General features: G+C 59.9%; 16 protein-coding genes. 6 read left to right on the top strand and 10 right to left on the bottom strand.

The window, feature by feature from the left end:
* Positions 1–285: 285 nt before the first annotated feature.
* On the bottom strand, positions 286–726 hold the full coding sequence (locus tag A8O26_RS05060; protein WP_064117043.1) for a hypothetical protein: 441 nt from the start codon (positions 724–726) through the stop codon (positions 286–288).
* On the opposite strand from A8O26_RS05060, the gene A8O26_RS05055 reads away from it, so the two are divergent.
* Positions 725–1,180 carry a tRNA (cytidine(34)-2'-O)-methyltransferase gene (locus A8O26_RS05055; protein WP_064117042.1) on the top strand — a complete coding sequence of 152 codons (456 nt, stop codon included), beginning with the start codon at positions 725–727 and terminating at the stop codon, positions 1,178–1,180. The two genes, A8O26_RS05060 and A8O26_RS05055, sit on opposite strands and share 2 nt — an antisense overlap.
* A gap of 123 nt (positions 1,181–1,303) precedes the next feature.
* Here the strand turns inward: A8O26_RS05055 and secB are convergent, their stop codons facing one another.
* The 3 genes from secB to A8O26_RS05040 are packed head-to-tail and all read right to left on the bottom strand — an operon-like array spanning position 1,304 to position 2,516.
* A complete protein-coding gene (secB, locus tag A8O26_RS05050) occupies positions 1,304–1,789 on the bottom strand; it encodes a protein-export chaperone SecB (RefSeq protein WP_064117041.1) in 486 nt (161 codons plus the stop codon).
* Between the two features lie 57 nt (positions 1,790–1,846).
* On the bottom strand, positions 1,847–2,101 hold the full coding sequence (gene grxC, locus A8O26_RS05045; protein ID WP_038359971.1) for a glutaredoxin 3: 255 nt from the start codon (positions 2,099–2,101) through the stop codon (positions 1,847–1,849).
* 1 nt (position 2,102) lies between these two features.
* A complete protein-coding gene (locus A8O26_RS05040) occupies positions 2,103–2,516 on the bottom strand; it encodes a rhodanese-like domain-containing protein (protein WP_008080560.1) in 414 nt (137 codons plus the stop codon).
* A 153-nt stretch (positions 2,517–2,669) separates the two neighbouring features.
* Between A8O26_RS05040 and gpmI the strand changes: the two genes are divergently transcribed.
* The 5 genes from gpmI (at position 2,670) to A8O26_RS05015 (ending at position 9,323) form a co-directional block, all read left to right on the top strand.
* The gene (gene gpmI / locus A8O26_RS05035; protein ID WP_064117040.1) at positions 2,670–4,199 is read left to right on the top strand and encodes a 2,3-bisphosphoglycerate-independent phosphoglycerate mutase; all 1,530 of its coding nucleotides are present in this window, start codon (positions 2,670–2,672) and stop codon (positions 4,197–4,199) included.
* Between the two features lie 217 nt (positions 4,200–4,416).
* Positions 4,417–5,703, top strand: a complete 1,287-nt coding sequence (locus A8O26_RS05030) for a murein hydrolase activator EnvC family protein (protein ID WP_064117039.1) — start codon at positions 4,417–4,419, stop codon at positions 5,701–5,703.
* A 31-nt stretch (positions 5,704–5,734) separates the two neighbouring features.
* Positions 5,735–7,054 (top strand): S41 family peptidase, encoded by a 1,320-nt coding sequence (locus tag A8O26_RS05025; protein ID WP_034153013.1) that lies wholly within the window; start codon positions 5,735–5,737, stop codon positions 7,052–7,054.
* A gap of 2 nt (positions 7,055–7,056) precedes the next feature.
* On the top strand, positions 7,057–7,833 hold the full coding sequence (locus A8O26_RS05020) for a divergent polysaccharide deacetylase family protein (protein ID WP_064117038.1): 777 nt from the start codon (positions 7,057–7,059) through the stop codon (positions 7,831–7,833).
* Positions 7,834–7,949: 116 nt separating this feature from the next.
* Complete coding sequence (locus A8O26_RS05015) at positions 7,950–9,323, top strand: Vps62-related protein (protein WP_064117037.1); 1,374 nt, start codon at positions 7,950–7,952, stop codon at positions 9,321–9,323.
* Here A8O26_RS05015 and A8O26_RS05010 read toward each other — a convergent pair.
* From A8O26_RS05010 to hisB, 6 genes are all read right to left on the bottom strand, one after another.
* A complete protein-coding gene (locus tag A8O26_RS05010; RefSeq protein ID WP_064117036.1) occupies positions 9,304–10,059 on the bottom strand; it encodes a substrate-binding periplasmic protein in 756 nt (251 codons plus the stop codon). The two genes, A8O26_RS05015 and A8O26_RS05010, sit on opposite strands and share 20 nt — an antisense overlap.
* A gap of 82 nt (positions 10,060–10,141) precedes the next feature.
* Positions 10,142–10,912, bottom strand: coding sequence for an imidazole glycerol phosphate synthase subunit HisF (hisF, locus tag A8O26_RS05005; protein ID WP_053116590.1), 771 nt, complete (start codon positions 10,910–10,912; stop codon positions 10,142–10,144).
* A gap of 9 nt (positions 10,913–10,921) precedes the next feature.
* Positions 10,922–11,659: a 1-(5-phosphoribosyl)-5-[(5-phosphoribosylamino)methylideneamino]imidazole-4-carboxamide isomerase gene (hisA, locus tag A8O26_RS05000; RefSeq protein WP_007909210.1), complete on the bottom strand. Its 738-nt coding sequence runs from the start codon at positions 11,657–11,659 to the stop codon at positions 10,922–10,924.
* 42 nt (positions 11,660–11,701) lie between these two features.
* Positions 11,702–11,962 (bottom strand): DUF2164 domain-containing protein, encoded by a 261-nt coding sequence (locus A8O26_RS04995; protein ID WP_064117035.1) that lies wholly within the window; start codon positions 11,960–11,962, stop codon positions 11,702–11,704.
* Entirely contained in the window at positions 11,963–12,601 is a 639-nt protein-coding gene (gene hisH / locus A8O26_RS04990) for an imidazole glycerol phosphate synthase subunit HisH (RefSeq protein WP_064117034.1), read from the bottom strand.
* Positions 12,601–13,194 (bottom strand): imidazoleglycerol-phosphate dehydratase HisB, encoded by a 594-nt coding sequence (hisB, locus tag A8O26_RS04985; RefSeq protein ID WP_007909204.1) that lies wholly within the window; start codon positions 13,192–13,194, stop codon positions 12,601–12,603. Before hisB ends, hisH begins: the two co-directional genes overlap by 1 nt.
* Positions 13,195–13,289 lie beyond the last annotated feature (95 nt).

Here is a 13,289-nt window from a genome sequence, read left to right as displayed (position 1 = left end):
TGTTTCCGGGCAACTTTTTTGTTTCAACAGATGAAAACCTGGCACGCGCCCTGCAATACCTCTCACAGGTGATTCGATTCACCACCCGTTTCGGGGACCTTGGTACAGGCAGGCCGGGGATTCCCCTCTTTACATCGGGCGCCCACCGCAACGCGATGCGCCCACCCTTTTGGGATCCTTGGTACAGGCAGGCCGGGGGTTCCCTCTTTACACCGGACCGACGCGTCACGCGCAGTCCACCCCGTTTTGGGAACCCTGATACAGGCAGGTCAGGGATTCCCGCTTTTATTGCTCGCGGAGATGGATCTCCAGCCGCCAGCGGTCCTCGACCTCGCTGCCGGCCCAGTCACCCTGCAGCGGCCGCGCCGCCAGCACCGTCAGCAACAAGCCGCCATCACTCGCTCGCGTCCGCCAGTTCACGTCCCTGCCGTTGAGCTTGAGCTGGCCTTTCTGCGCCGGGCCCTCAGCCTGAAACAATAACGCCACGGTGCCATCGATGATTTCGCCGTGCAGCTTGGGTTCGTTGTTGAACCACACCACCAACCCTTGATCCGTCACCTCGACCTGTTGCAGCACGGTCGGATCCGGCGTGGTGAGGCGGCCGATCATCAACCCGATCATCACACCGACAATCGCCAGCGAACCGATCACGCGCGGGAATAGTTTCGAACGGTTGTCCACAGGCGGCGTAGAATGCCGCTCATCTTTACCTTCGGAGCCGTGCATGTTTCACGTCATCCTTTTTCAACCAGAAATTCCGCCGAATACCGGCAACGTTATCAGGCTGTGCGCCAACAGCGGCTGCCACCTGCATTTGATCGAACCGCTGGGTTTCGAGATGGACGACAAACGCCTGCGCCGTGCCGGCCTCGACTACCACGAATATGCCACGCTACAGCGTCATGCGGACCTCGCCAGCTGCCTGGAAAGCCTGGGCAACCCACGGTTATTCGCGTTCACCACCAAGGGCTCGCGGCCGTTTCATGATGCAGCATTTGTTCCTGGCGATGCGTTCATCTTCGGCCCGGAAAGCCGTGGCCTGCCGCCGGAAGTACTCGACGCCCTGCCCGCCGATCAACGCTTGCGCCTGCCGATGCGCGAAGGCTGTCGCAGCCTGAACCTGTCCAACACCGTCGCAGTCGCCGTGTACGAAGCCTGGCGCCAGAACGACTTCAAGTAACAGCACAAAACAAATGTGGGAGCGAGCCTGCTCGCGAAAGCGGTGTATCAGTCGACCAATCAGTCATCTGACACTCCCTCTTCGCGAGCAGGCTCGCTCCCACATGGGGTGTTGCCGAACTATTTACTGAACGGTTGGCGTCTCGCCGCTTTCCTGCATGCGCTGCAGTTCTTGCGCGTACAGAGCGTCGAAGTTCACCGGGGCCAGCATCAGTGCCGGGAACGAACCACGGGTCACCAGGCTGTCGAGGGTTTCGCGCGCGTACGGGAACAGTATGTTCGGGCAGAACGCACCCAGCGTGTGGCTCATCGAAGCCGCGTCGAGGTTCTTGATCAGGAAGATACCGGCCTGTTGCACTTCAGCAATGAAGGCCACTTCTTCACCGTTTTTCACGGTAACGGACAGGGTCAGCACGACTTCGAAGAAATCACCTTCCAGCGCTTTCTGGCGAGTGTTCAGATCCAGCGCAACAGCTGGATCCCACTGCTGGCGGAAGATCGCCGGGCTTTTCGGGGCTTCAAAGGACAGGTCGCGTACGTAGATGCGCTGCAAGGAGAATTGCGGTGCGGTTTCTTCTTCGCTGGCTGCAGTGTTCTGTTGGTCAGTCATCTCAGATCCTTATCGATCTTGGGTCTTTTAGGGAGTGCTGTACGTGGGTGCAGCCGTTCAGGCCTTGAGCAGCGCGTCGAGCTTGCCGGCACGCTCCAGGGCATACAAATCGTCACAACCGCCGATGTGCTTGCTGCCGATCCAGATCTGCGGCACGGACGTGCGTCCGGCTTTCTGGGTCATTTCAGCGCGCACCTGCGGCTTGCCATCGACCTTGATCTCTTTGAAGGCCACGCCTTTGTTCTCAAGCAGGTATTTGGCTCGCGAGCAGTAAGGGCAGTAATCACTGGAGTAGACGATGACTTCGCTCATATCACTTCACCAACGGCAGGTTGTCGCCTTTCCAGCTGGAAATCCCGCCGGACAGCTTGGCGGCGGTGAAGCCGGATTTCATCAGCTCGCGGGCGTGGGTGCCGGCGGTCTGGCCCAGGGCGTCGACCAGAATAATGGTCTTGGCCTTGTGCTTTTCCAGCTCGGCGGTGCGCGCAGCCAGTTTGTCCTGGGGAATGTTGATCGCGCCAACGATGTGGCCGGCAGCGAAATCCTTGGCCGGACGGATGTCCACCACCACGCCTGCATCTTTATTGACCAGTGCAGTCAGCTCACCGGTGCTCAGGCTTTTACCGCCGCCCTGCATCGTGTGCGCCAGCAGCAGAGCCAGCAGTACGACGAAGATACCGACAAGAATGTAGTGGTTAGTGGCAAATTCAATCAGGTGAGCAACCATCGAAGGAGGTTCCAGGGCGTTAAAATGTCGGCCAGTATACACAGCCACTATGGTCGGCCAAACCCCGTCCGGCGGTGACGCGGTCGGAACTTAGCTTTAAACTCCAACTCCCTTTTCCATCGCCCTCTTCTTTATTAGCCACGAGTGGATTCCATGACTACCACGCCTAAACCTTTGGTCCTGATGATTCTCGACGGCTTCGGTCACAGCGACAGCCCCGAATCCAACGCCGTTTTTGCGGCGAAGAAGCCTGTTCTTGATCGCCTGTGGGCCACCGTGCCCAACGGCTTGATCTCGGGCAGCGGCATGGACGTCGGTCTGCCGGACGGCCAGATGGGTAACTCCGAAGTCGGCCACATGAACCTCGGCGCCGGCCGCGTGGTGTATCAGGACTTCACCCGCGTGACCAAATCGATCCGTGACGGCGAATTCTTCGAAAACCCGACCATTTGCGCCGCTGTGGATAAAGCCGTGGCCGCCGGCAAGGCCGTGCATTTCATGGGTCTGCTCTCCGATGGCGGCGTACACAGCCACCAGGATCACCTGATTGCCATGGCCGAACTGGCCTTCAAGCGCGGCGCCGAAAAAATCTACCTGCACGCCTTCCTCGATGGCCGCGACACGCCGCCGAAAAGCGCAGCGTCGTCGATCGAACTGCTCGACGCGACCTTCCAGGCACTCGGCAAGGGCCGCATTGCCAGCATCATCGGCCGCTACTTCGCCATGGACCGTGACAACCGCTGGGACCGCGTCGCCCAGGCCTACAACCTGATCGTCGACGGCAACAGCGAATTCAATGCCGCCACGGCGCAGGAGGGTCTGGACGCCGCTTATGCTCGTGGCGAGAGCGACGAATTCGTCAAAGCCACTACCATTGGCGAGCCGGTCAAAGTCGAAGACGGCGACGCCGTGGTGTTCATGAACTTCCGCGCCGACCGTGCCCGCGAGCTGACTCGCGTGTTCGTCGAAGACGATTTCAAGGATTTCCAACGCGCACGCCAGCCGAAACTGGCCGGTTTCGTCATGCTGACCCAATACGCGGCAAGCATTCCGGCACCGTCGGCGTTCGCGGCGGGCAGTCTGGAAAACGTCCTCGGCGACTACTTGGCGAAGAATGGCAAAACTCAATTGCGTATCGCCGAAACCGAGAAGTACGCGCACGTGACCTTCTTCTTCTCCGGTGGCCGTGAAGAACCGTTCCCGGGCGAAGAGCGCATCCTGATCCCGTCGCCGAAAGTCGCTACTTATGACCTGCAGCCGGAAATGAGCGCACCAGAGGTCACCGACCGCATCGTCGAGGCCATCGAAAACCAGCGTTTCGACGTGATCGTGGTCAACTACGCCAACGGCGACATGGTCGGCCACAGCGGCGTGTTTGACGCGGCAGTGAAAGCGGTTGAATGCCTCGATACTTGCGTCGGTCGCATCGTTGAAGCGCTGGAAAAGGTTGGCGGCGAAGCGCTGATCACCGCTGACCACGGCAACGTCGAAAAAATGGCCGATGAAGAAACCCACCAAGCGCACACCGCGCACACCACTGAGCCGGTGCCGTTCATTTATGTCGGCAAGCGTGATTTGAAAGTCCGTGAAGGCGGCGTGCTGGCTGACGTGGCGCCGACCATGCTGAAACTGCTGGGCCTGGAAAAACCGGCGGAAATGACTGGCACCTCTATCTTGGTGTAAACCACACCTAACCTTGTGGGAGCGAGCCTGCTCGCGAATACGGTGGATCAGTCGACAGCGATGTCGCCTGACACACTGCTTTCGCGAGCAGGCTCGCTCCCACATTGGTTTTGTGGTGTTTTTCAGGCCAGTTATCACACAGCCCCAATTGGGCGTTTTTTTTGCAGCCTCGGGCGGGCATACTAGGCCGTCCATTACCCTGGTGCCGCCCGCCCCTATGCTTCGCGTCCTGATCGCCCTTGCTCTGACCTGCCTGCTCCAACCGGCCTTCGCTGACGAGCGCGCGCAAACCCAACAGCAGTTGGACGCCACGCGTCAGGACATTGCCGAGCTGAAAAAGCTGCTGAACAAAGTTCAGGAAGAAAAATCCGGCGTGCAGAAAGAGCTCAAGGGCACCGAAACCGAGATGGGCAAGCTGCAGAAGCAGGTCGACGCGCTGCAGAAAGAACTGCAGAAAAGCGAATCCGAGCTACAGCGACTCGATGCAGAGAAAAAAAAACTCCAGAGCGCGCGCACTGAACAGCAACGACTGATCGCCATCCAGGCCCGTGCGGCCTACCAGAACGGTCGCCAGGAATATCTCAAACTGCTACTCAACCAGCAGAATCCCGAGAAATTCGCCCGCACCCTCACCTATTACGATTACCTGAGCCAGGCCCGCCTGGAGCAGCTCAAGAGTTTCAACGAAACCCTGCGCCAATTGGCCAATGTCGAAAAAGACATCGCCGCGCAGCAAGCGCAATTGCTGGTACAGAAAAGCAGCCTCGACACCCAGCGCGACGAGCTCGACAAAGTTCGCAAGGAACGCCAGCAGGTGCTCGCCAAGCTCAACGACGACGTAAAGGCCCGCGACCAGAAACTCGCCGCTCGCGAGCAGGATCAGGCAGACCTGTCTAAAGTCCTTAAAACCATTGAAGAAACCCTGGCCCGCCAGGCCCGTGAGGCAGAAGAAGCGCGACAGAAAGCGCTGATCGCCCAGCAGGAAGCGGAAAAAAAGCGATTGCGTGAGGCGCAGGCTGAAACCAGCGACGCCCCACGAAAACCCGCCAGATCCACTCCCGGCGCGCTGGTATCCAGCAGCGGCGAGACCTTCGGTGGCCCTTTTGCTGCTACCCGGGGAAAACTTCCTTGGCCGGTTGATGGTCGATTGCTGGCACGCTTTGGCGAAAGCCGTGGCGACGATGCCCGGACCAAATGGGACGGCGTGATGATCAGCGCCTCCGCCGGCAGCCAGGTGCACGCCGTGCACGGTGGTCGCGTGGTGTTCGCCGATTGGTTGCGTGGCGCCGGGTTGCTGGTGATCCTCGATCACGGCAACGGTTTTCTGAGTCTTTACGGTCACAACCAGACGCTGCTCAAGTCGGCCGGTGACGTGGTAAAAGCCGGTGAGTCCATCTCCACTGTCGGTAACAGTGGCGGCCAGGACACACCAGCGCTGTATTTCGCAATTCGTCAGCAGGGTCACCCGAGTGATCCGGCGCAATGGTGTCGTGCGCAAGGATAAGCGCACCGCCTAATTAAGGAGTTCGTTCGACATGCTGCATTTGTCCCGCCTTACCTCGCTGGCCCTGACGATCGCTCTGGTGATCGGCGCGCCTCTGGCGTTCGCCGCGCAACCGGCCCCGACCGTCGCTCCGGCAGGCACTGCCGCGACCTCCAAGGCACCGTTGCCGCTGGAAGAGTTGCGCACCTTTGCCGAGGTCATGGACCGGATCAAAGCCGCTTACGTCGAACCGGTGGACGACAAGACCCTGCTCGAAAATGCGATCAAAGGCATGCTCAGCAACCTCGATCCGCACTCGGCCTATCTCGGCCCTGAAGACTTCACCGAATTGCAGGAAAGCACCAGCGGTGAGTTTGGCGGCTTGGGTATCGAAGTCGGCGCTGAAGACGGCTTCATCAAGGTTGTCTCGCCAATCGACGACACCCCGGCGTCGAAGGCCGGCATTCAGGCCGGCGACTTCATCGTCAAGATCAACGGTGCGCCGACTCGCGGCCAGACCATGACCGAAGCCGTCGACAAGATGCGCGGCAAGATCGGCCAGAAAATCACCCTGACCCTGGTGCGCGATGGCGGCACGCCGTTCGACGTGACCCTGGCGCGCGCGGTGATTCAGGTGAAGAGCGTCAAGGCGCAACTGCTGGAAACCGGCTATGCGTACATCCGCATCACCCAGTTCCAGGTCAAGACCGGCGAAGAGGTTTCCAAAGCCCTGGCCAAGCTGCGCAAGGACAACGGCAAGAAGCTCAACGGCATCATTCTCGACCTGCGCAACAACCCGGGCGGCGTGTTGCAGGCGGCGGTGGAAGTGGTCGACCACTTCATCACCAAAGGCCTGATCGTCTACACCAAAGGCCGCATAGCCAATTCCGAACTGCGTTTCTCTGCCACCGGCAAAGACGAAAGCGAAGCGGTGCCGATGGTCGTGCTGATCAACGGTGGCAGCGCCTCGGCTTCGGAAATCGTCGCCGGCGCTCTGCAGGATCAGAAACGCGCCGTGGTCATGGGCACCACCAGTTTCGGCAAGGGCTCGGTACAGACCGTGCTGCCGCTGAACAACGACCGCGCCCTCAAAATCACCACGGCGCTGTATTTCACGCCCAATGGCCGTTCGATTCAGGCGCAAGGCATTGTTCCGGACATCGAAGTGCGCAAGGCCAAGATCACCAATGAGGCCGATGGCGATTACTTCAAGGAAGCCGATCTGCAAGGTCACTTGGGCAACGGCAACGGCGGCGCGGACAAACCGACCGGCTCCGGCGCCAAGCCTAAAGCCATGCCGCAGGATGACGACTACCAACTGGCCCAGGCCCTGAGCCTGCTCAAAGGGCTGAGCATCACGTCCGGCCGTTGAGCATGTCTCTGCGTTTCGTCTTCGTTCTGTTGTGCTGTCTGGCGGGTGCTGCTCACGCAGAGCCCGTCAGCCCAAAGCCACACAAAGCCTATCTGACACTGATCATCGACGACCTGGGGCAGAACCTGCCCCGGGATCGCCGCGTGCTGGCCCTGCCCGGCCCGGTGACCACGGCAATCATGCCCGACACCCCGCACGCCACCGAATTTGCCCGCGAGGCTCATCGCGCCGGCAAGATCGTCATCCTGCACATGCCAATGGATCCGGCCACCGGGCCCTACGCCTGGCACCCCGATCTGCCTATCGAAGAACTGGAAAAACGCCTGAACGCCGCGTTCAAAATGGTCCCCTACACCGCTGGCATCAATAACCACATGGGCAGCCGCATGACGGCGCAACCAGTGGCAATGGCGTGGTTGATGGGCGAGTTGCAGCGCCGGCACAAGTTCTTTGTCGACAGCCGCACCAGCGCGCAGACCGTGGCGGCGCAACAGGCGCAGAAGATCGATTTGGCCAGCGTCTCGCGCGATGTGTTTCTCGACGATGAGCGTACTGAAGCGGCAATCTACACGCAGTTGCAGACCGCGATCAGCCTGGCGCACAAACAGGGTTCGGCAGTGATGATCGGGCATCCGTATCCGCAGACACTGGCGGTGCTTGCGCGCGAATTGCCCAAGCTGAAGGCCCAGGGCATCGACTGGATCGACATCAAGCAGATGATCAGCGTGCGCAGCAATCGCGCTATGGCGGGTCATGGCAAAGACGGGATCTATCGGTAATAACTTTTCCCGGTCCGATACATAGTTACCGCCAGACGCCCGGCCCACATCCGGATAGTGAGACCTGTAACAGGTCGCGACTCCCCTGAGTCGCCATTCAACTATCAGGATTTACCATGACGACATATGACCCCATTGCTGTGCCTGTCGGGCCAGCGCAAGCCATGCGCCACGACAACCTGCTGATCAGCTTCACCACCGAGTTTTTGCGCATCTGGGACACCGCCGGTTCGCGGGCAAAACCGGGAGCCTTCTGGCGCCCCATCCCCGCCGCCGATGTGCTGCCCGGCTATTTTCCGCTGGGGGATGTGGCCAATGATGGCCACGGCAACATCAGCGGTAGACACGTGGTGGCGGTGGTTTGCGAGGCTGAAACAGCCAGTGCAGACCCTGCCAAAGGCAAAGCACTGCGCCGCCCTGAAGATTACGAACTGATCTGGAAAGATTCCGGCTCTGGCGCAAAGAGAAATGGTGCCATCTGGCGCCCGGTTCCTCCCGCGGGCTACGTGGCACTGGGTTCGGTGTGTTCAGACGGCCACGAAAAGCCTTCGCTCAACGCTGTCCGCTGCGTGCGTATGGACCTGGTCAGCGCCTCAGGTCTCGCCGAACCTGTCTGGAACGACAAGGGCAGCGGTGCACGACAGAGTATCAGCACCTGGAGTGCCGTTCCGCCAGCGGCCTCGTCAGATGAAATTCATCTGGCACCCGGCACTTTTGTCGGCTGCAGCGGATATGCCAGAGCGGCGGAACTCACCGTCTATTCGCTCTGCATGCCGATCTCGCTTCAGGCGGGTCCGCGCCCAGTCGCGCCCGTCCTCGACAGTGACACACCGGCCACCGTGCAGGCGTCCGAGCAACCTGCTTACACCGCCCGATTGCCTTGGTTCACGGTCAAAGATCCGCAACTTGCGCCACCGCAACAATTGCTTCAGTCGCCGTACTATTTACTGCAGCGCACCGATCATTATCAGCTCGTCGGCCATTGCCACAATAGCGAGAACGACAGCAGGACGTTCCGCTGGACCGCGCCCCGCGCACAGCAATCCGAAAGCCTGCGCACCTTCACCGACACCACCTCGATCGAGTTCGGCGTCCAGTGGCAAAAAAATCTGCCGCGTCCTTTTCTGTTTTCGGCGCGCTTGAACAACGACTTTAGCCAGTGCGAATTCCACTCCAACGAATGGCGCAACCCCGCGCCCATTGACGTCGCCGCCGTCATCGCCGGTAACCGTTCAGTGGCGGTGTATCTACTTCAGAGTGATTATTCGCTGCTGCGCGCGGACGGCACACGCGTCACCAGCGATATCAGTTACACCGACAGCAACAGCTTGCACTTCAGCGAGTACATGGCGCCGCAACCGGACTCGATTATCCCGCGGCAAGAGCAACCACAGCGGCAAGACGATATCGGCACTTCTGCTGCGCAAAGCGAAATCGTCAATGAGCCAGAGCAGGCGTCATTACCGGCCGTTACAGATAACGCCCCATGATTTCGTCGACAACGCCGTCCTTGCGCATTTGATCCAGCGCAGCCTGCAACTTGCTGACAACCGCGTCTGACACGTCCTTGTTCAGCGCAAGGTAAAGTTCGGCGCTGTTGAAGCGCAGCACGGTTTTGAGCCCGGTGACGCCATCCTGACGTGCCAGATAGCGTCCAGCGGGGTCACCGGTGGCCCACAGATCGATCTGCCCGCTGACCAGCTTCTTCGCGTTGTCCTGATCGCGCAGCACCACAATCGGCTTCAGGCCCTGCTTGGCCAGCGTCTCGGCAATCGCATCGCCCTTGTAGGCGCCGATTTTGTACTTGCGCGCGTCGTTGAGGGTGTCGAGGGTGATCTTGCTGTCAGCCTTGGCCAACATGATCCAGTCGTCGGGGCCGATCGGGCCGACCCATTTGAAGAGTTTTTCGCGGTCCGGCAGGCGCGCCATCACGAAGGCGCCGTAACCGGGGTTTTCCAGGGCGAGTTTGTAGACGCGCTCCCAAGGGAAACGCAGGGTCAGGCTGTAAGTGATGCCGGCACGCTGGAACATTTCCCGAACGATGTCGGTGGCAATGCCGTTGATGTTCTCGCCCTGGGCGAAATTCTTGCCGTTCTTCGCCATGTTGTACGGCGGGAAGTTTTCGGTGAGCAGCACCAGATCGGTGTCGGGACTGGTTTCGGCGCGGGCGGTGTTGATGAGCAACATCGAGGCGCTGGCGAGAACAAGAAGCAGGCGTTTGATCATGTCGGGCTACCGAAATCCATGGCGTGCCCAAGAGTGCCTTGGGTGCGCCATGGTGTCCACTGGCCTGTATCGATTTTGACGCTTAACGCATCGTGATGCCGCGTTTGGCCATGTAGGCCTTGGCTTCCTGCACGGTGTATTCGCCGAAGTGGAAAATACTCGCCGCCAATACCGCGCTGGCGTGACCTTCGAGAATGCCGTCAGCCAAATGCTGCAAGTTGCCGACGCCGCCGGAAGCGATCACCGGAATGCCCAGCGCATCGCTGATCGCACGGGTTACGCCGAGGTCAAAACCGTTTTTCATGCCGTCCTGATCCATGCTGGTCAGCAGGATCTCGCCGGCACCGAGGCCTTCCATTTTCTTCGCCCACTCGACGGCGTCGAGGCCGGTTGGCTTGCGCCCGCCGTGGGTAAAGATTTCCCAGCGCGGAGTTTCGCCAGGTCCCGAGACTTTTTTCGCGTCGATGGCGACGACGATGCACTGCGAGCCGAAATGTTGCGCGGCTTCACCGACGAATTCCGGGTTGAACACGGCCGCGGTGTTGATCGACACCTTGTCCGCGCCGGCATTGAGCAGGTTGCGAATGTCCTGCACGGTACGCACACCACCGCCAACGGTCAGCGGGATGAACACCTGACTGGCCATGCGCTCGACGGTATGCAGCGTGGTGTCGCGGCCATCGACGCTGGCGGTGATGTCGAGAAAGGTAATCTCGTCAGCGCCCTGCTCGTCATAGCGACGGGCGATTTCCACCGGGTCACCGGCGTCGCGGATGTTTTCGAACTTCACACCTTTGACGACCCGGCCGTTGTCCACGTCCAGGCAAGGGATGATGCGTTTGGCCAGCGCCATGGTCAGTCCTCAGCCTTTATACGAATCGCAGAAAGCTTGCGCTTCGGCGACGTCGAGGGTGCCTTCGTAAATCGCGCGGCCAGTGATGGCGCCGATGATGCCCGGCGCCTTGGCGTCGAGCAGCGACTTGATGTCACCCAGATTGTGGATACCGCCGGAAGCGATCACCGGGATCTTGGTGGCCGCGGCCAGCGCAGCGGTGAACGGCACGTTGCAGCCCTGCATCATGCCGTCTTTGGCGATGTCGGTATAAACGATCGAAGAGACGCCGTCGGCTTCAAACTGCTTGGCCAGATCGATGACCTGCACGGTGCTGATTTCAGCCCAGCCATCGGTGGCGACGAAACCGTCTTTGGCATCCAGACCAACGATGATCTTGCCCGGGAACGCGCGGCAGGCTTCAGCGACGAACGCCGGATCTTTTACCGCTTTGGTGCCGATGATCACGTAGCTGACGCCAGCCTTGACGTAGTGCTCGATGGTTTCCAGCGAGCGGATGCCGCCACCGATCTGGATCGGCAGGGTCGGGTAGCGCTTGGCGATCGCAGTCACCACTTCGCCATTGACTGGCTGGCCTTCGAACGCGCCGTTCAGATCGACCAGATGCAGACGGCGGCAACCGCCCTCCACCCACTTGGCAGCCATGCTCACCGGGTCATCGGAGAACACTGTGGAATCTTCCATGCGGCCCTGGCGCAGACGTACGCAGGCACCGTCTTTAAGATCGATAGCGGGAATAATCAGCATCTGGCAAACCTTCAAATTTGAATGTTCAGCTTGGCTCGGAAATCAGTTTTTCTCGAGCGCCCACAGGTCGCTTTCGATGCTTTCAAACCGCTCTTTGAGGTGGGTCTGCACATCGAAAATCGCCCTGTTGTAATAGTGCGGAGCAATTTCGCGGGTAAACAGCTCAAGAATTTCCGCCGCTTCGAACGAACCCAGGTCCAGTTCGAAACGATCTTCCATGAACCGCTGAATCTTGCGATTGGCGTCACTCTCCTGCTCGGCAGTGAGGGTCAGAATCGGCGGTTTGGACTTCTTGGCAGCCATTTACCAGCGACCGTCCCACGCAGCGAAGTTCTGCAGCAACTGCAGGCCATGGGTATGGCTTTTCTCCGGGTGGAACTGCACGGCGAAACGCGAGCCATCGGCCAGCGCCGCAGCGAAATCGACGCCGTAATGACCGCCACCGACCACTTGCCGCGCGTTGGCAGCGGCGATGTAGTAGCTGTGCACGAAGTAGAAACGCGCCATGTCCGGAATGTCATGCCACAGCGGGTGGCTGACCTTCTGCTTCACCTCGTTCCAGCCCATGTGCGGGACTTTCAGGTGCTCGCCGTCTTCGTGCAAATCTTTGCCGAAGAACTTCACCGCGCCCGGGAACAGACCGATGCAGTCGACGCCGTCGTTCTCTTCGCTGGTGTCGAGCAAGGCTTGCATGCCGACACAGATGCCGAGAAACGGACGATCCTGACTGACTTCACGCACCAGCGAATCGAAACCGAGGCGACGGATCTCCGCCATGCAATCGCGAATCGCGCCAACGCCTGGGAACACCACGCGGTCGGCTTCGCGAATCACGCTCGCATCGCTGGTGATCAGCACCTTGCCAGCACCGACGTGCTCCAGAGCCTTGGCCACCGAGTGCAGGTTGCCCATGCCGTAATCGATAACTGCAACCGTCTGCATTACAGAACGCCTTTGGTCGATGGCATTTGCCCGGCCATGCGCTCATCCAGCTCGACGGCCATGCGCAGCGCGCGGCCGAAAGCCTTGAACACGGTTTCGATCTGGTGGTGGGTGTTAGTGCCGCGCAGGTTGTCGATGTGCAGGCTGACCAGCGCATGGTTGACGAAGCCCTGGAAGAATTCCTGGAACAGGTCAACGTCGAAGCCACCGACGGTGGCGCGGGTGTACGGCACGTGCATCTGCAGGCCTGGACGGCCGGAGAAGTCGATGACCACACGCGACAGCGCTTCATCGAGCGGCACGTAGGCGTGGCCGTAGCGACGGATGCCTTTTTTATCGCCGATGGCTTTGGCAAATGCCTGGCCGAGGGTGATACCGACGTCTTCCACCGTATGGTGGTCGTCGATATGCAGATCGCCCTTGCATTCAATATCCAGGTCGATCAACCCGTGACGGGCGATCTGATCCAGCATGTGCTCAAGAAAAGGAACACCGATATCAAATCGGGCCTTTCCGGTGCCATCAAGGTTGATCGAGGCTTTGATCTGGGTTTCCAGAGTGTCGCGCTCGACAGACGCCTTACGTTCGGCCATCACCAGCTCCGCAAAATCATTGGGCGAAAAAGGCAGCCATTATAGGCACGCGGGGCGTAAACAGAAACACGAGAGGTGAGATGGCTGACGGATAG

The organism is Pseudomonas fluorescens, assembly GCF_001648775.1.
GTDB lineage: Bacteria > Pseudomonadota > Gammaproteobacteria > Pseudomonadales > Pseudomonadaceae > Aquipseudomonas > Aquipseudomonas fluorescens_M.
Note: the sequence above shows the minus strand (reverse complement) of the source record. Positions and strands in the feature narration are given on the sequence as shown.